The sequence below is a fragment of the Amycolatopsis sp. NPDC052450 genome (genome assembly GCF_044547565.1).
Classification (GTDB): Bacteria; Actinomycetota; Actinomycetes; order Mycobacteriales; family Pseudonocardiaceae; genus Amycolatopsis.
Genome location: NZ_JBIUAQ010000010.1, coordinates 44,967 through 62,227, shown reverse-complemented (window position 1 = coordinate 62,227; position 17,261 = coordinate 44,967). Strand labels below are relative to the sequence as shown.

The 17,261-nt window shown below is 69.9% G+C and carries 18 protein-coding genes; 15 read left to right on the top strand and 3 right to left on the bottom strand.

The window, feature by feature from the left end; translation table 11 throughout:
* Nucleotides 1-19 precede the first annotated feature (19 nt).
* The 3 genes from ACIHAO_RS18720 to ACIHAO_RS18710 are packed head-to-tail and all read left to right on the top strand — an operon-like array spanning nt 20 to nt 2,859.
* The gene (locus tag ACIHAO_RS18720) at nt 20-1,828 is read left to right on the top strand and encodes a CocE/NonD family hydrolase (RefSeq protein ID WP_396559378.1); all 1,809 of its coding nucleotides are present in this window, start codon (nt 20-22) and stop codon (nt 1,826-1,828) included.
* Nucleotides 1,829-1,879: 51 nt separating this feature from the next.
* Complete coding sequence (locus ACIHAO_RS18715) at nt 1,880-2,461, top strand: TetR/AcrR family transcriptional regulator (protein WP_396559736.1); 582 nt, start codon at nt 1,880-1,882, stop codon at nt 2,459-2,461.
* Between the two features lie 35 nt (nt 2,462-2,496).
* Entirely contained in the window at nt 2,497-2,859 is a 363-nt protein-coding gene (locus tag ACIHAO_RS18710) for a helix-turn-helix domain-containing protein (RefSeq protein ID WP_005166650.1), read from the top strand.
* Here the strand turns inward: ACIHAO_RS18710 and ACIHAO_RS18705 are convergent.
* The gene (locus ACIHAO_RS18705) at nt 2,844-3,461 is read right to left on the bottom strand and encodes a TetR/AcrR family transcriptional regulator (RefSeq protein WP_396559376.1); all 618 of its coding nucleotides are present in this window, start codon (nt 3,459-3,461) and stop codon (nt 2,844-2,846) included. The genes ACIHAO_RS18710 and ACIHAO_RS18705 overlap by 16 nt on opposite strands.
* An 84-nt stretch (nt 3,462-3,545) precedes the next feature.
* Between ACIHAO_RS18705 and ACIHAO_RS18700 the strand changes: the two genes are divergently transcribed.
* The 5 genes from ACIHAO_RS18700 (at nt 3,546) to ACIHAO_RS18680 (ending at nt 8,195) form a co-directional block, all read left to right on the top strand.
* Nucleotides 3,546-4,058: a PH domain-containing protein gene (locus ACIHAO_RS18700; protein WP_396559374.1), complete on the top strand. Its 513-nt coding sequence runs from the start codon at nt 3,546-3,548 to the stop codon at nt 4,056-4,058.
* A complete protein-coding gene (locus ACIHAO_RS18695; protein ID WP_396559372.1) occupies nt 4,055-5,560 on the top strand; it encodes a PH domain-containing protein in 1,506 nt (501 codons plus the stop codon). The genes ACIHAO_RS18700 and ACIHAO_RS18695 overlap by 4 nt, the downstream gene beginning before the upstream one ends.
* A gap of 134 nt (nt 5,561-5,694) precedes the next feature.
* The gene (locus ACIHAO_RS18690; protein WP_396559370.1) at nt 5,695-6,456 is read left to right on the top strand and encodes an isocitrate lyase/phosphoenolpyruvate mutase family protein; all 762 of its coding nucleotides are present in this window, start codon (nt 5,695-5,697) and stop codon (nt 6,454-6,456) included.
* A 10-nt stretch (nt 6,457-6,466) separates the two neighbouring features.
* A complete protein-coding gene (locus tag ACIHAO_RS18685) occupies nt 6,467-7,486 on the top strand; it encodes an aminotransferase class V-fold PLP-dependent enzyme (RefSeq protein ID WP_396559368.1) in 1,020 nt (339 codons plus the stop codon).
* 88 nt (nt 7,487-7,574) lie between these two features.
* A complete protein-coding gene (locus ACIHAO_RS18680) occupies nt 7,575-8,195 on the top strand; it encodes a hypothetical protein (RefSeq protein WP_396559366.1) in 621 nt (206 codons plus the stop codon).
* A gap of 120 nt (nt 8,196-8,315) precedes the next feature.
* Here ACIHAO_RS18680 and ACIHAO_RS18675 read toward each other — a convergent pair whose 3' ends face one another.
* The gene (locus tag ACIHAO_RS18675) at nt 8,316-9,254 is read right to left on the bottom strand and encodes a ferritin-like domain-containing protein (RefSeq protein ID WP_396559364.1); all 939 of its coding nucleotides are present in this window, start codon (nt 9,252-9,254) and stop codon (nt 8,316-8,318) included.
* Nucleotides 9,255-9,389: 135 nt separating this feature from the next.
* On the opposite strand from ACIHAO_RS18675, the gene rimP reads away from it, so the two are divergent.
* From rimP to ACIHAO_RS18640, 7 genes are all read left to right on the top strand, one after another.
* Nucleotides 9,390-9,929 carry a ribosome maturation factor RimP gene (gene rimP, locus ACIHAO_RS18670; protein WP_396559362.1) on the top strand — a complete coding sequence of 180 codons (540 nt, stop codon included), beginning with the start codon at nt 9,390-9,392 and terminating at the stop codon, nt 9,927-9,929.
* Nucleotides 9,926-10,966 carry a transcription termination factor NusA gene (nusA, locus tag ACIHAO_RS18665; protein ID WP_396559360.1) on the top strand — a complete coding sequence of 347 codons (1,041 nt, stop codon included), beginning with the start codon at nt 9,926-9,928 and terminating at the stop codon, nt 10,964-10,966. The genes rimP and nusA overlap by 4 nt, the downstream gene beginning before the upstream one ends.
* Nucleotides 10,963-11,292, top strand: coding sequence for a YlxR family protein (locus ACIHAO_RS18660; RefSeq protein WP_396559358.1), 330 nt, complete (start codon nt 10,963-10,965; stop codon nt 11,290-11,292). The genes nusA and ACIHAO_RS18660 overlap by 4 nt, the downstream gene beginning before the upstream one ends.
* A 144-nt stretch (nt 11,293-11,436) precedes the next feature.
* Nucleotides 11,437-14,469 carry a translation initiation factor IF-2 gene (gene infB, locus ACIHAO_RS18655; RefSeq protein WP_396559356.1) on the top strand — a complete coding sequence of 1,011 codons (3,033 nt, stop codon included), beginning with the start codon at nt 11,437-11,439 and terminating at the stop codon, nt 14,467-14,469.
* 73 nt (nt 14,470-14,542) lie between these two features.
* A complete protein-coding gene (locus ACIHAO_RS18650; RefSeq protein WP_125785253.1) occupies nt 14,543-14,836 on the top strand; it encodes a DUF503 domain-containing protein in 294 nt (97 codons plus the stop codon).
* Nucleotides 14,837-14,865: 29 nt separating this feature from the next.
* On the top strand, nt 14,866-15,342 hold the full coding sequence (gene rbfA / locus ACIHAO_RS18645) for a 30S ribosome-binding factor RbfA (RefSeq protein ID WP_396559354.1): 477 nt from the start codon (nt 14,866-14,868) through the stop codon (nt 15,340-15,342).
* Nucleotides 15,323-16,189: an alpha/beta hydrolase gene (locus ACIHAO_RS18640; RefSeq protein ID WP_396559352.1), complete on the top strand. Its 867-nt coding sequence runs from the start codon at nt 15,323-15,325 to the stop codon at nt 16,187-16,189. Before rbfA ends, ACIHAO_RS18640 begins: the two co-directional genes overlap by 20 nt.
* 22 nt (nt 16,190-16,211) lie before the next feature.
* Here ACIHAO_RS18640 and ACIHAO_RS18635 read toward each other — a convergent pair whose 3' ends face one another.
* A complete protein-coding gene (locus ACIHAO_RS18635; RefSeq protein WP_396559350.1) occupies nt 16,212-17,255 on the bottom strand; it encodes a TRM11 family SAM-dependent methyltransferase in 1,044 nt (347 codons plus the stop codon).
* Nucleotides 17,256-17,261 lie beyond the last annotated feature (6 nt).

Here is a 17,261-nt window from a genome sequence, read left to right as displayed (position 1 = left end):
TGTAAGCGATACTCGGTCGATGGGGCTCAAGAGTGTGACCGCCACCGTCGTGGCGATGCTGCTGCTCACCGCCGCACCCGCGATCGCGACGCCCGAGTTCGTCCTGCGCGACGGCGTCAGTGAGCCGGTGTTCTCCTACGAGAAGGCCATCCGGGAGACCGCCTGGGTGGAGACCGGCCAGGACCTCGACCGCGACGGCCAGGTCGACCGCGTCGCCGCCGACATCATCCGTCCGGCCGAACCGGCCGCGCGCGGGCACCGCGTTCCGGTGATCATGGACGTCAGCCCGTACTTCGAAAAGATCGGGCGCGGCAACGAGCGCCAGCCGAAGACGTACCTGCTCGACGGCACGCCGTCGCAGTTCCCGCTCTTTTACGACAACTACTTCGTCCCGCGCGGATACGCGGTCGTGCTGGTCGACGTCGGGGGCACCAATCGCTCCTCCGGGTGCTTCGACGACGTCGCGTCCGGCAAAGGCGTCGTGAACTGGCTCAACGGGCGCGCGCACGCCTTCCGCACGCCTTTCGGGCCCGAGCGGGTCCGCGCGGGCTGGGCGAACGGGTCGGTCGGCGCGATCGGGAAGTCGCAGGACGGGGCGACGGCGATCGGGATGGCGGCGTCCGGGATCGAGGGCCTGAAGACCATCGTGCCGATCGCCGGGGTCAGTTCCTACTACGAGGTCCACAATTCCCACGGCGCCTACTTCGGCTGGGCCGGCGGCCCCGGCCTGTACAACGAACGCGCCGAGAAGCTGTGCCGTCCGTTCGAGGAGGACAACGCGCGGCGCGCGGGAACCGACGGGAACTTCAACGAATACTGGCGCGGCCTCGACTACGTGGCGAAGACCGGCAAGATGCGCGCAAGCGTTTTCGCGTCGATGGGCTTCCACGACCTCAACGTCAACCCGATCCAGTTCGGGCCGTGGTGGGAGGCCCTGAACGCGTATGGCGTGCCGCGCAAGGCGTGGCTGCACCAGGCGGCGCACGTCGACCCGTTCGACCTCGACCGATCGCTGTTCGTGCGGACGCTGCACCGCTGGTTCGACCGGTGGCTGCTCGGCGTCCGCAACGGCGTCGAGACCGAACCCGCGATCCGGATCGAGCACACGCCGGACCGCTGGACCGACGAACGCCGCTGGCCGCCGGCCACGAAGTCGCGCGAGTTGTGGCCTTCGGTGTCGGGCGGGCTGACGAGCCGCCCGGGAAGCGGGGCGGCTTCGGTGACCGACGACCCGGCGCGGGGGGCGTCGCAGTGGGTCGAGAACCCGTCGCAAGCCAGCCCGGACCGGCTCGTCTTCGCGGCTGAACCGGTACGGACGGACACGCGTGTCGCCGGGACCGCCACCGTGACGGTGACCGCCCGTTCGACCAAGCCGGGCGCGCGGCTCGGCGCGGTGCTGGTCGACTACGGTCCCGCGACCGTGCGGAACACGAAGTTCCCCGCGCTGGGCATCAAGAACTCCGAGACCCGCTCTTGCTGGGGCGCGGGTACCACCGCGGACACCGGATGCTTTCTCGACACCGTCGCGGATCCGGCCACTGTGGACAAACGGATCGTGGCCACCGGCTGGGCCGACCTCGGCCACCACCGGTCACTGTGGCGGGGCGAACCGCTCGTACCGGGCAAGGCGTACACGATGACGTTCCGGCTCAGCAGCCTCGACCACGTCGTCCCGGCCGGGCATCGGCTCGCGCTCGTACTGGGCGGGACCGACGGGGACATGTTCGACCCGGCGCTGCCCGCGACCGGTGCCGAGGTGACCTTCGAGCTGGGCGGGACTTCGCTGTCTGTGCCGGTCGTCGCCCGCGCCTCGCGCGGCGCACCATAAAGTAGGCGCATGGCCGCACCACGACGCACGCAGGAGGAACGCAGCGCCGCGATGCGCGTCAGGCTGCTCGACGCCACGATCGACTGCCTCGTCGAGTACGGCTACGCGGGCACCACGACCACCCGCGTCGCCGATCTCGCCGGGGTGACCCGCGGCGCGCAGGTGCATCACTTCCCGACCAAGACCGACCTCGTCACCTCCGCGATCCGGCATCTCGCGGCCAGGCGCACCGAGGTCGCGATGGCGGAGATCGACCGGCTCAAGGCGTCGTCCGACCCGGTCGGCGACGCGTTGCAGCTGATGTGGGAGATGCATCAGGGGCCGGTGTTCTCGGCGACCGTGGAGCTGTGGGTGGCGTCGCGGACCGACGCGGAACTGCGCGCCCAGATGGCCGTGGTCGAGCCGATCGCGACCAGCAGCCTGGTCGAGTTCGGCAAGGCGCTGCTGCCGGACCACGCGGCGCATCCGGAGTTCCTGCACGCGGTGTACACGGCGATGGACGTCGTCCGAGGGATCCTCATCGCCAGCTGGGCGACCCGCGACCAGACCGCACTGGAGGCGCGGTGGGAGCGCGGCCGCCGTCATCTGATCCTGCTGTTCGAGGCGCTGATGCAGCCCGCTCCCTCTCGCTAAGCGTGTTACTCTCCGGAGGAGAGTGAGGAGGTCACGTGCTCGGAAACCCGTACGACCCCGACTGTCCTACCCGCGCGCTGCTCGACCGCATCGGCGATCAGTGGACCGTGCTGATCGTCGGCGTGCTCGGTGACGGCCCGCTCCGGTTCACCGAGATCGGCAAACGCGTGCGCGGCATCTCGCAGAAGGTCCTCACCCAGACGCTGCGCAGCCTCGTTCGCGACGGCATCCTGACGCGCACCGCGTACCCGGAGATCCCTCCGCACGTCGAGTACGAGCTGACGGAGCTCGGGCGCAACCTCGCCGAACCGCTCGACATGCTCGACAAGTGGGCCCGCGTCCACATGGGCGAAGTGCTCGACGCGCGCAAGAGCTACGACGGTCAGCTCACCGCCTGACCGAACAGCCGGTCGAGGTGGTAATCCACAGTGGACAGCGCCTCGTCCGGGGTGCGGTGCTTCATCACGATGTTGGTGCCCTGCGAATCGGCGAGCGCCCAGAGGATCGCGGACTCGTGCATCGGGTCGGCGGACTTGTCGACCTCACCCGCGTCCTGTCCCTGCCGGATCAGGAGGGCGAGCAGGTCGAACAGCTGAGGGACACCGTCGGTGAACGCGGCCGAGAAGGCGGGATCCGAGATCGCGCGGATGAAGAACGCGACGCCCATCAGCCAGTCGCCGCGCCTGCGCTCGTCGAGCGGCAGGATCTCGGTCAGGATCGCGCGGATGATGGCCTTGGGTGTCGACGGCAGTTCGCCGGCTTCCAGCTGCGCCTTGATGCGCGCTTCGTACACGTGTGAGCGGCGTTCGACGGCGAACAGCAGCATCTCGTCCTTGGTCTTGAAATAGTGCTGCACCAAGCCCATCGACATGCCCGCTTCGGCGGCGACGTGCCGGAGGCTGACTCCCTCCAGGCCTCGTGTGGCCGTCAGCCGTGTCAGCGCCTCGGCGATCTCCGCCCGCCGCGCGGCGTGATCCACCTGCTTCGGCACCTTCACCATCCGTTCCGCTGTTTGCAATGCGATCGCATTGCCACTACGGTCGCATGCTATTACGATGCGATCGCATTGTAAACGATCTCGGGGGTGAACTCGGTGGAAGCCGAACGGGGGAAGGTGCGGTTGAGGCCGCCGCGGAACGCGCTGGATCAGCGGGTCGTCGGCTGGTGGCGGCTGCAGGGAACGCTTTTCTGGGGCGCGCCGGTGCTGGTACTGGTGGTGCTCGGGCTGCTCATCACGCCCGCGCGGTTCTGGCTGCTGACCCCGGCGGCGGTGTTCGCGGTGCTGGGGCTGGTCTGGGTGATCGCGATGCCGCTGTGGTGGTTCAAGGTGCATCGCTGGGAAGTCACGGAGACGGCGGTGTACGCGCGCTCCGGCTTCTTCTGGCAGGAGTGGCGGGTCGCGCCGATGTCGCGGATCCAGACCGTGGACACCCTGCGCGGGCCGTTGCAGCAGGTGTTCAAGCTCGCGACCGTCACGGTCACCACGGCCTCGGCGCGGGGCGCGGTCAAGATCCGCGGGCTCGACCACGAACTGGCCGCGAGCCTGGCGGAGCAGCTCACCGAAACGACGCAGGCGACGCCGGGGGACGCGACATGACCTCGGGCGAGTTCGAAGGCTGGAGCACCCTCGACAAACGCACGCTCGCCGTCACCGCGCTGATGATGGCCGGCGTGGCCGTCGGCGCCGCGATCCCGACGACGCTCGCGATCGTGGGTGGCGGCGCGAGGCTCTGGGTCGCCCTCGCCTGGGTCGTCGCCGGCGCGGTGGTCCTCGTCGGCGGCGGCGTACTGGCGGAGCTGTTCTACTGGAAAGGGGTGCGGTACCGGCTCACGCCGGACCGGCTGGAGACGGCGTTCACCCTGGTCTTCCGCTCGAGGAAATCCCTTCAGCGCGAACGGATCCGCAACGTCGACCTGACGGCCAACCCGCTGCACCGCGTGTTCGGCGTCGCGGTGGTGACCATCGGCACCGGCTCGCACGAATCGGGCGGACAGGGCCGGATCAAGCTCAACCCCGTCTCGCGCGCCGAGGCCGAGCGACTGCGCGCGGACCTGTTGCGCCGCGCGGAAACCACGGAGGCCGACGAGGACGCGCCGCTCGCCGAACTGGACCGGGGCTGGATCCGCTACGCGCCGATGTCGTTCCTCACGCCGACCCTGGGGCTCGCCGCGGGCGGTGGCCTCATGCAGATCTCCGAATGGGCGGGCCTGCAGAAAGGTCTGATCGACTGGGTGATCGGCCTGTTCCGCGGGATCCCGCTGGTGGCGGCGATTTTGATCCTGTTGGCGATCGCGATGGTCGTCGGCGTGGTCGGCGCGCTGGGCCTGTGGATCGAGATGTGGTGGAACTACCGGCTCGACCGCGAATCCGGCGGCACACTGCGGGTGCGCCGAGGGCTGTTCACCACCCGCTCGATCTCGATCGAGGAACGCCGGATGCGCGGCATCGACCTCGTCGAGCCGCTCGGGAACCGGATCTCCGGCGCGGCGCGCGTCGACGCGATCGCCACCGGCATGCGGCAGAGCGACGACAAGGACAAGACCGACTACCACACGCTTCTGCCCGCCGCGCCCGTCGCGATCGCCAACCGGGTCGCCGCGACGGTGCTGCGTGAACCCGTCTCACCGACCGAAGCCGTCCGGCTGACCGGACATCCGCGCGCCGCGCGGGGACGGCTGCTGCGCTGGTGGATCGGTTCGGTGGTGGCCCTGCTGGCGGTCTTCGCGATCCTCGGCCTCCTGCTGACCGACGTCCTGCTGGTGATCGGCGCCGCGCTCGGTGTCGTGCTGCTGCCGGTTTCGGTGCTGCTGGCGCTCGACGCCTACCGCAACCTCGGACACGGGATCACCGGGCGATACCTCGTCGGACGGCACGGGACGGTGCGGCGGAGCACGTTCGCGCTGGAACGCGAAGGCGTGATCGGGTGGACGGTGAAACAGTCGATCTTCCAGCGGCGCAAGGGTTTGCTGACCGTCGTGGCGACCACGGCCGCCGGAGGCGGTGCGTACGCGGTGTACGACGCCGGGGAGGAGCAGGGGCTGCTGTTCGCCGAGGAGTCCGTGCCGGACCTGCTGACGCCTTTCCTGGAACGGGCCTGACGCTTCGGCTCGCCGGGCCGTGAGGGCCTCCTTCCCTACCCTCAAAGTAGGGAAGGAGGCCCTCACGGAACTTCCCGCACGGCGGGCCGGACACGTCGGCCGTCGCCGAAGCGTCCGCTCGCTACCGTCGTGCCATGACCGCATTCGCCGCACTCCACGTCCCCGGATCCCCGCTGCTCCTGCCGAACGTTTGGGAGTTCGGCACGGCCGCCTTCCTGGCCGCGCAAGGCTTCCCGGCGCTCGGCACGACCAGTCTCGGCGTCTCGGCCGCCGAGGGCGAGCCGGACGGCGCACCGTCCTCCAAGGACGCCACCGTCCGGCTGGCGCGGCGGCTCGCCGAGCTCGACGTGCTGATCAGCGTCGACCTCGCGGACGGGTTCAGCGACGACCCGGGCGAGGTCGGGGCACTGGCCGCGGATCTCGCCGAAGCCGGTGTCGCGGGCGTCAATCTCGAAGACGCGCTGGGCGACCCTGTGCGGCACGCGGCCAAGATCGCGGCTGCGAAGGAGCACGCTCCGGATCTCTTCGTCAACGCGCGGACGGACACGCATTGGCTTGGGGAGCCCGACATCGGCACCGCGATCGAGCGCTGCCGGTCCTATGTGGACGCTGGAGCCGACGGAGTGTTCGTGCCGGGGCTCGCCGAACCCGCGGACGTCGAGCGGTTGGTGAAGGCCGTCGCGAAACCGCTGAACCTGCTGTTCCTCCCCGGCAAGGTCACCGTCGCGGGAGCGGCGGAACTCGGCGTCGCACGGATCAGCCTCGGATCGCTGCCGTACCGGATGGCGCTGGCCGCCACACTGCGCACGGTGACGGCCGTTCGCGACGGCGGCGAACTCCCGCTGACCCCGCCGTCCTACGGCGACGTCGCGGCCCTGCTCCCGGAATCTCCTTAATCTCGGGAGCATGCAGAGCTTCGGAGCCGAATTCGCCGTCCCGCCCGGCTATCTGAACACGCCCAGTATCGGCATCCCGCCGTCGCACGCGGCCGACGCGGTGGCCGAGGCGGTCGAGCGGTGGCGGCGCGGCGAAGCCCGCCCGGCGGACTTCGACGAGCCCGTCGCGCGGACCCGGGCCGGGTTCGGCGCGCTGATCGGGGTCCCGGCGGAGCGGGTCGCGATCGGGGCGTCGGTTTCGCAGCTGATCGCGAACGTGGCGGCCGGTCTGCCCGACGGCGCCAGTGTGCTGGTCGCCGGGAACGACTTCACGAGCGTCACCTTCCCGTTCGCGGCTCAGGCACATCGCGGGGTGAAGGTCACCGAAGTCCCGTTGACCGAGCTGACCGAACGCGTCGAGGGGCACGAACTCGTCGCGGTCAGCGTCGTCCAGTCGGCGGACGGCACCCGGATCGACCTCGGCGCGCTCCGCGCCGCGGCCGAGGCGGCGGGTGCGGCGGTCCTGCTCGACGCCACCCAGGCCGCCGGCTGGCAGCCGCTCGACCTCGGCTGGGCCGACTGGGTGGTCGCCGCGGGGTACAAGTGGCTGCTCGCGCCGCGCGGGGCGGCGTGGCTGGCCGCGCACCCGCGGGTGCTGGAGCGGGCCGTGCCGGTCGCCGCGAACTGGTACGCGGGGGAGGACCGCTGGCAGACCGTCTACGGCCTCCCGCTGCGGCTAGCCGAGGGCACCCGGTCGCTCGACCTGTCCCCGGCCTGGCTCTCGTTCGTCGGCGCCGCCGTCTCGCTGGACTACCTCGGCTCCCTCGACCTCGAGGCCGTCCGCGCGCACTGCGCGGGACTCGCCGACTCACTCCTCGAAGCGCTCGGCTCACCCGGTCAGGGGAGCGCGATCGTCTCGCTCGACGCCGACGCCGCCCGGGTGAAGGAAGCCGGCATCGTGGCCGGTACCCGGGCCGGAAGGCAGCGATTCGGGTTCCATCTCTACAACACGGCTGACGACGTCGAACGGGTGATAAGCACGTTCAGGTGAACCGCCGGAGCGGCGTGAACTACCGTATGTTCCCGTGGTTGGTGCGCAATTTACCCCGGGACCGACGGAAACGGCCCGGCTTCAGCCGGTGCGACCGGCAGGGCCGGGCGGGCCATCGCCCGCGCCGTCGCCGTCGAGGGACACCAAGGGCCTGGCGCTGAAAGGCGCCGGGCTGGTCGCCATCGCGGTCGTCTCCGCGCTGCTCTGGTGGCTGATCCGGCACGAGCCGGAGCCGGCCCCGGTCGCGGACACGCCGACGAAGAGCGGCCAGTTCCAGTACACGCTGGTCGAAGGCCCGCAGGTCACCACCGACTGCGCGAGCAAGGCCTACGGCGACACCAAGGGGTTCTTCACGCAGACACCGTGCCAGCGGCTGTCGCGGGCGCTCTACACCACGGAGACCGGCGGGAAGAAGGCGCTGGTGTCGGTGGTCCTCGTCACCATGCCCGGCGAGGTCACCGCGACCCAGCTCAAGGCGCTCACCGACAAGGACGGCACGGGCAACGTGTCCGATCTGGTGCGCGACGGCACCTTCAAGGCGCAGGGCGCCCCGAAGATCTCCGGACAGGACGCGGCCTACGACTCCCACGTCACCGGACCCGAGGTGGCCATCGTGCTGGCCGGTTTCTACAACAAGCAGACCGACAAGGCGACGCTGGAGCGGATCGCGACCGACGCCTTGCGGCTTTCGGGCGACCTGCGCCGCTGACCGGTCCCGTCACGCCCACACGAGCGCTATGAAGGACTCCTTCATAGCAAATTTTGCTATGAAGGAGTCCTTCATAGCGCGCGCGATGGGGACCGAAGCGGACCTAAGAGGCGAAGGCCGTTAAGCCGACTGGCCCGGCATCGCGATCGCCACCGGCTTCGCGCCGAACTCGGCCCGCCAAGCGGTCCCTCGCCGCGCAGAGCCGATCAGCGCGTTCAGCGCCGTCGTCCGCAGAGCCGCGTCGTCGGTCCGGTCGACAACGCCGAGCCAGGCCGCCGTCGCGTCCGATTCGGCCGTCGCCACGAGTTCCATCGCCGAGTTCGCCTCGGTCACCGGCCTCGGCGGCACGTACGCGGCCTCCGGTCCGGTGGGGGTCTGCCCGGCCGCGGAAAGCATCCGCTCGCAGACGTTCCGCCGCTTGACGTGCTCGGCCGTGCCGCGGCTCACCGCGCCGGTGAAGGCGGCCGGCAGGTACGCGCTGACCAGCCCGTACACCCAGACCGCCGCGTGTTCGGCGGCCAGCGCCTGCTGGACGGCTTCCGTCGTCTCCCCGCCGAGCTGGACTCCGGCTGGCACCTCGACGGGTCCGGCGTCGTCGCCTCGGCCGAGTTTGTCCGAGCTCTGTTGCAGTGCCGCGCAGCCCGCCGCGATCGAGGCGACCATCCCGGCGCGGTAGCGGGGCAGTGAGGGCACGAGACCTTCGGCCTGTTTGCGGGCCTGGGCGAGCCGTTCCTTGAGCCCGTCCACCGACGACGGCGGGTTCTCCGCAGGGCCCTGCTGTTCCGGTTTCGGCCGGTTGAGCCGGTCCACCTCGGTCTTGAGTGCCGCCGCGTGCGCGGCCCGTGCCGTCGCGACCGCTTCGCCCTCGGCGCCTGGCAACGCCTTCGCGCCCGCCGCGTCGGTCTCCGCGGCACGCAGCAACGGGCCCAGCGGATCGGGGGTTTCGTCGAAGCCGGGGGAGCAGGCGGAGGCCAGCGGCACGGCCACCACGGCCAGCGCTCCCATCCGCAGGAAAGTGCGACGGCTCGGCGAGGTGGGCTCTGTCGATCTTCCGGTCACGCCGCCCCATCCTGCCAGTACCCCGTGCGGGGCCGCCGCTCGCGCGTCACGCGGGGGTGACCGGATAAGCTGGACCACTACCGAACCCGGATCCACACCGCCGGGTCGCCCACAGCCGAACAGGAGCGCTCCACCGTGCCCAACGACCTCGCCAGCAGGCTGGAGCCCATCGTGGCCGAAGCCGTCAAGGCCGCGGGTTTCGACCTCGATTCCTTCGAGGTCCAGCAGGCAGGCCGCCGTCAGCTGGTCAAGGTCGTCGTCGACGGGGACGACGGCGTCGGGCTGGACGAGGTGGCGAGCGTCAGCCGGGCTGTTTCCGCCGCGCTCGACGAGAACGAGCACGTGATCGCGAGCGCGTACACGCTCGAAGTCACCTCGCCCGGCCTCGACCGGCCGCTGACCGTGCGGCGGCACTGGCGGCGCGCGAAGTTCCGCCTCGTCAAGATCACCCCGGCCGAAGGCACCGCCTTCATCGGCCGTGTCGGGCACGCGGGGGAGAAGTCCGCGCGCGTGCTCGTCGACGGTGAGATCCGGGACGTCTCCTATGCCTCGGTGGCCAAAGCGGTCATCGAGATCGAATTCAAGCAACCACCTGCCGAGGACCTGAAACTGTTGGAAAACGATGCGTCGGCCCTGAACGCCGCCACCACGGAGCCGAAGGAGGAGCCGAAGTGAACGTCGACATCGCAGCGCTGCGCGCGATCGAACGGGACAAGGACATCCCCTTCGAGACGGTGATCGAAGCGATCGAAACCGCGTTGCTCACCGCGTACAAGCACACCGAGGGCCACCAGTCGCACGCCAGGATCGACATCGACCGCAAGAGCGGGCTGGTCCGCGTCCTCGCGCACACCCTCACCCCGGACGGCCAGACCGACGAGGAATGGGACGACACCCCCGAAGGCTTCGGGCGGATCGCCGCGACCACCGCGCGCCAGGTCATCCTGCAGCGTCTGCGCGACGCCGAGCACGAGAAGACCTTCGGCGAGTTCTCCGCCAAGGAGAACGAGATCGTCGCCGGCGTGGTGCAGCGCGACGCCCGCGCCAACGCCCGCGGCATGGTCATCATCCAGGTGGGCGACATCGAGGGCGTGCTGCCCGCGATCGAGCAGGTGCCCGGCGAGACCTACGAGCACGGCGACCGGATCAAGGCCTACGTCGTCACCGTCTCGCGCGGCAACCGCGGCCCGCAGATCACGTTGTCGCGTTCGCACCCGAAGCTGGTGCACAAGCTGTTCGCCCTCGAAGTCCCCGAGATCGCCGACGGCACGGTCGAGATCGCCGCCGTCGCGCGGGAACCCGGGCACCGCACCAAGATCGCGGTCCGCTCGACGGTGCCCGGCGTCAACGCCAAGGGCGCCTGCATCGGCCCGGTCGGCGCGCGGGTGCGCAACGTGATGAGCGAACTGGCCGGCGAGAAGATCGACATCATCGACTTCTCCGAGGACCCGGCGAAGTTCGTCGGGAATGCGTTGTCGCCCGCGAAGGTTGTGTCCGTACGGGTCGTCGACGAGCGGGCCAAGACCGCTCGCGTCGTCGTCCCGGACTACCAGCTTTCGCTCGCGATCGGCAAGGAAGGGCAGAACGCCCGGCTCGCCGCCCGCCTCACCGGCTGGCGTATCGACATCCGCAGTGACGCCGCCCCTGACCAGGGTGACGAAGCACACGCCGGGCAGCCGCGGCCCGCCGCGGCAACCGGTTCGGCTGAGTGAAGGTCGAAGCGGTAGACTTACGAGTGGTTCAGAGCCCGCGGCCGGGAACCGACCTCCAGCATGACCGGGAAACCCCGGTTCGCACCTGTGTGGGTTGCCGTAAGCGGGCCTTGATCGGCGAGTTGCTGCGAGTGGTCGCGGCGGACGGTCGGTTGATCGTCGACGAACGTCGGCGGTTACCGGGCCGGGGTGCCTGGTTGCACCCCGTGCCGGACTGTCTGGCCAAGGCCGAGCGGCGCAGGGCGTTCCCCCGGGCACTTCGTGTTCCAGGGTCGCTCGACGCCCAGGGTGTCCACGAACGCCTGGAGCGGCACGCCGAAGGCTAAGGGCGCCGGGACATCCCCGGTGCCGGATGGAATCAGGAAGCAGGTCGACCCGTCATGAGTCAGCCGTGAAGCTGAATCAATGAACGCGCGACAATAGGACGAGGTCTGCGGGTCTGCCGCCGGCCTCCCCAGATGAGGAGAGCTGTGCCAGGCAAGGCCCGAGTACATGAGCTCGCGAAAGAGCTCGGCATCACCAGCAAGGAAGTTCTCGCCAAGTTGAAGGAACAGGGCGAGTTCGTGAAGTCCGCGTCGTCCACCGTCGAGGCGCCGGTCGCCCGCCGTCTCCGTGACGCGTACCCGTCCAAGGACGGCAAGAAGAAGTCGGTCCCGACCCCCGGCCCGCGCCCTTCGCCCGCGCCTCCCGCGAAGCCCGCTGCCCCGGCTCCGGCCGCGAAGCAGGCCCAGCCCGCGCCCGCGGCGAAGACCGAGGCCCCGGCCGCTCCAGCGGAGTCCGCTCCGGCTGCGTCGGCCCCGGCCCAGCAGCCGTCCCGGCCCAACACCCCGGGCGTCCGCCCGGGTCCGCGCCCCGGCCCCCGGCCGCCGGCGCCCAAGGAAGAGGTCGCTCCGGCGGCGAAGGCCGCTCCGGTCGAGCCGAAGCAGTCCGAGCCCAAGGAAACCCCGGCAGCACCGGCCACCCCGCCGGCGTCCCAGGCGCCGTCGCAGGGTTCGGTCGTGCCGCCGAAGCCGCAGGGCCCCAAGCCCGGCGGCCCGAAGCCCGGCCCGCGCACTCCGCGTGTCGGCAACAACCCGTTCGGTGTGGGTTCCGGTTCCCCGGCCCCGCGTCCGTCCGGCCCGCGTCCCGGTGGCGGCCAGCAGGGCGGCGACAACCGTCCCCCGCGTCCCGGTGGTGGCCAGCAGGGTGGCGACAACCGTCCGCCGCGTCCCGGTGGCGGCGCTCCCGGTGGTAACCGGCCGAACCCGGGCAACATGCCCCCGCGCCCGAACCCCGGCATGATGCCGGGCCGTCCGGCCCGTCCGGCCGGCGGTCCCGGTGGAGCCCGTGGTGGCCCCGGCGGCGGAGCCCGTGGTGGCCCCGGTGGCGGCGCTCGTGGCGGTCCCGGTGGTGGCGGCGGAGGCTTCCGCGGCGGTCCCGGTGGTGGCGGCGGCGGTGGCGGTTTCCGTCCCGGCGGTGGCGGTGGCGGCGGTTTCCGTCCCGGTGGCGGTGGCCCCGGTGGCGGCGGCGGTGCCCCGGCCGGTGGCGGCGGTTTCCGTGGCGGCGGCGGTCGTGGCGGCCCCGGTGGCCGCGGTGGTACCGCGGGTGCCTTCGGGCGTCCCGGTGGTCCCGCTCGCAAGGGCCGGAAGTCCAAGCGCCAGAAGCGCATGGAGTACATGGACAACATGCAGGCGCCCAGCGTCGGTGGCGTTCGCCTGCCCAAGGGCAGCGGCGAAACGATCCGCCTGCCGCGTGGTGCTTCGCTGACCGACTTCGCCGAGAAGATCGACGCCAACCCGGCTTCGCTGGTGCAGGTGCTCTTCCACCTCGGTGAGATGGTCACGGCGACGCAGTCCGTGTCGGACGACATCCTCGAGCTGCTCGGCGGCGAGATGAACTACGTCGTCCAGGTCGTCAGCCCGGAGGAAGAAGACCGCGAGCTGCTGGAGACCTTCGACATCACCTACGGCGAAGACGCGGGTGAAGAAGAGGATCTGCAGGTCCGTCCGCCGGTCGTGACCATCATGGGTCACGTCGACCACGGTAAGACCCGGCTGCTCGACACGATCCGCAAGACGAAGGTGCGCGAGGGCGAAGCCGGTGGCATCACCCAGCACATCGGCGCCTACCAGATCGAGACCGAGCTCGAGGGCAGCCCGCGTCTCGTGACGTTCATCGACACCCCGGGTCACGAGGCGTTCACCGCCATGCGTGCTCGTGGTGCGAACGCCACGGACATCGCGGTCATCGTGGTCGCGGCCGACGACGGCGTCATGCCGCAGACGGTCGAGGCGATCAACCACGCGCAGGCCGCCAAGGCCCCGATCGTGGTCGCGATCAACAAGATCGACAAGGAGGGCGCGAACCCGGACAAGATCCGGCAGCAGCTCACCGAGTACAACCTCGTGGCCGAGGAGTACGGCGGCGACACGATGTTCGTCGAGATCTCGGCGCGGGAGAACATCAACATCGATGGTCTCCTCGAGGCGATCCTGCTGACCGCGGACGCGGCGCTCGACCTGCGGGCCAACCCGAACATGGAGGCCCAGGGTGTCGCGATCGAGGCGCACCTGGACCGCGGTCGCGGTCCGGTCGCCACGGTGCTGGTCCAGCGCGGAACGCTGCGCGTCGGTGACTCCGTCGTCGCCGGTGACGCGTACGGCCGCGTGCGGAAGATGGTCGACGAGCACAACGTCAACGTCACCGAAGCGACCCCGTCGCGTCCGGTCCAGGTCATCGGGTTCACCTCGGTGCCCGGCGCCGGTGACACGTTCCTCGTCGTCGACGAGGACAGGGTCGCCCGGCAGATCGCCGAACGGCGTTCGGCCCGTACTCGCAACGCGCTCAACGCGTCGCGTCGTAAGCGGGTCAGCCTGGAAGACCTCGATGAGGCCTTGAAGGAGACGAGCACCCTTAACCTGATCATCAAGGGTGACAACTCCGGTACGGTCGAAGCCCTCGAAGCCTCGCTGATGCAGCTGGATGTCGGCGAAGAAGAGGTCGAGCTCAACGTGGTCCACCGCGGTGTCGGTGGCGTCACGGAGTCCGACATCGACCTGGCGACCGCGTCCAACGCGATCGTCCTGGGCTTCAACGTGCGGGCACAGGGCAAGGCGACCGAGCGGGCCACCCGCGAGGGCGTCGACGTCCGGTACTACACGGTCATCTACCAGGCGATCGACGAGATCGAAGCCGCGCTCAAGGGCATGCTCAAGCCGATCTTCGAAGAGGTCGAGCTGGGCAAGGCCGAGATCCGCGGGATCTTCAAGTCGTCGAAGGTCGGCACGATCGCCGGTTGTATGGTCATCTCGGGCGAGATCCGGCGTAACGCCAAGGGCCGTCTCCTCCGTGACGGCAACGTCATCGTCGAGAACCTGCCGATCAACTCGCTGAAGCGCGAAAAGGACGACGTCACCGAGGTCCGCGAGGGCTTCGAGTGTGGTCTCACCTTGGGTAACTACAGCGACCTGAAGCTCGGCGACGTCATCGAGACGTACGAGCAGCGCGAAAAGCCGCGTGCGTAAGTGACACGGGCGGCGCTCCCTCGCATCTGGGCGGGGGAGCGCCGCTTCACTTCTCGACAACCCAGAACCCCTTATGTTCGTAGGAGCTCTTGAGCTCGACATCCTGCTGGGCGACGTCCACTCGCTCAAGCAGAAGCGATCCGTGATCAAGCCGGTGCTGGCCGAGGTACGCAGGCGTTTCGACGTCTCCGTCGCCGAAGCCGGTCAGCAAGACCTGCATCGGCGGGCACTGATCGGTGTGGCCGTGGTCGCGGCGACTGGCGTGCACGTCCGTGACGTGCTCGACTCGTGTGAGCGCTTCGTGGCCGGAAGGCCGGAGTTCGAACTGCTCTCCGCCCATCGCCGGCTGCTCGGCCCGGATGACTAGCAGAAGATCTTTCGAGGAGACGAATCCCCATGGCCGACCCCGCTCGGGCTCGTAAGCTCGCCAAGCGGATCTCACAGATCGTCGCGCACGCGATCGAGCACGACATCAAGGATCCGCGGCTCAACCACGTGACGATCACCGACACGAAGATCACGGCGGATCTGCACGACGCCACGGTCTACTACACGGTGCTCGGCGAGAACCTGGAATCCACGCCCGATCACGCCGGTGCCGCCGCGGCGCTCGAATCCGCCCGCGGTGTGCTGCGGACGAAGGTCGGTCAGGGCACGGGAGTCCGCTACACTCCGACGCTGGCCTTCGTGGCCGACAGCATTCCTGAGGACGCCAAGCGCATCGAAGACCTCCTCGCGAAGGCCAGGGAAGCCGACGCGGAGGTCGCCCGGCGGGCGACCGGTGCGCAGCACGCCGGTGAAGCCGACCCGTACAAGCCGCCGCGGGAAGAGGCCGAAGACGATGAGTTCGCCGATGGGGAGACCCGTAGCTGAGGGAGTGGGCCACGCCGTGAGCCGGCGTGGCCTGCTGCTGGGAGCCGCGGCCCTCGGCGGCTCGGCGCTGGTTTCCGCTTGCGGCGCCGAAAACCCGCCCTTGATGGGGCCTCCGCCGGTGGCCCCGCCGACCACTCCGACGCCGCTCACCGAAGCGGTCACGGTGCAGAAGATGCGGTCCGCGGCCCGCAACCGCGACGTCAACCTCGTCATCATCGCGCCGGACGGCGTGTCCCGGGTCGGGATGCCGGTCTGCTTCGCCCTCCACGGGCGCGGCGCGGATGCCCGCACGTTCCTGAACCTCGGTGTGCAGGACGCGCTGAACAAGGTCGTCGCCGCCGGGTTGCCCGGTTTCGCGGTGGCCGCCGTCGATGGGGACAACTACTGGGTGGACGTCGGCAAGGCCGACGACCCGCAGCGGATGCTGTCCGACGAACTCCCCGGCTGGCTGGCCCAGCGCCAGCTGCGGCCGGCGTCGGCGATCTTCGGGATCTCGATGGGCGGCTTCGGCGCGCTGCGCTACGCCCGCGATCACAAGAACCTCAAAGCCGTCGCCGTGGCGAGTGCCGCGCTCTTCGTGAGCTGGCCCGATGCCAAGTCCCGCAAGGTCTTCGCGGACCGCGCGCAATGGGAATCGCACGAGCCGCTGCTGCACACCGGCGACCTCTCGGCGTCGTCGACGGGGGTGTGGTGCGGGAATTCGGATCCCTTCGCCCGCGCCGATCGCAAACTCATCAAGGCACTCGACCCCGCCGTCGCGAAGATGTCCGACGGTGAGCACAACGACGACTACTGGCGCGGGATCATGCCCGACGTGCTGAAGTTCGTGGGGGAACGCATCACCTGACCCTCACGGATCCGCGCCGAGGTCAGGCCGGTTTCGCCGCGACGATCAGGTCCCGCACGATCGCCTGGTCCACACGGTGCGAGAACTCCGCGAACGGCCCGTCCTCGCGTACCCGCAGTCCCGCCTTGCCCAGGATCGCGGCGAGTTCCTCGCGCGGCGCGACGTTGGTGTTCCAGGAGATGCCGAGCGCGCCGCCGGGCCGCAGCACCCGTGTCCACACCGGGACGGCGGCCGCGAGCAGGTCCCGCGGGCTGCGCGCGAGCGACGCGTCCTGGGTGCGGTGGCTGCCGTGCTGCACGCCGTACGGGGCGTCGGTGACGATGAGGTCCACCGAGTTCGGCCGCAGCAGTTCGTCCGTGGTGAGCGTGTCGCAGTTGAGGTAGCTCAGCTTGCGCACCTCGCCGGCCTTGTACTGCTCCTTGGTGATCCCGAAGCCGATGTCGAGCCGCCTGCCGAGGCGGACCTTGTTGCGGCGCACCTGACCGGTTTCGGCGCTGTGCTTGACGCGCTTCTGCTTCAGCCAGGTCTTGATGAACAGTTCGTAGGAGTCGAAATCCTTGCCGTCGACGTCGAGACCGGTCGCGTCGAAGCCGTACATCATCGCCTGGTTCAGCGTGGTGCCGCGGCCGCAGAGCGGATCCAGCAGGTGCAGCGGCTCGTCCAGCATCGCGGCCGGGTTCGCCGTCGACATCAGGGTGACGTTGACGAGCAGTTTGGTGAACAGCTCGTTCGTCTTGCCGGGGTACTTCTGGATGGTCAGCAGATCCGAGTCGAAGTTCGCGAGCGGGCTGATCGTCACCGGCTTCAGGACGCCGTCGCCGAGTTCGAACAGCGCGTACAGCGCGGAAAGGTTCGAAAGGAGCGCGAGATCGCGTTCGCTCAACGGGGCGGGCGTGGTGAAGGTGAGGTAGCCGACGCCGCCAAGTTGCGTCTCGCCGATCTCGGAGACCTCGGTCTCCAAAGCGGACAGACCGAACACCGCCAGCTCCGCGCGCAGCAGGGCCGGGGTGGAGTCGGTGTAGACCCGGTTGGCGGACGGGTAGACCAGGATCGCGTACTCGGACATCCGGTA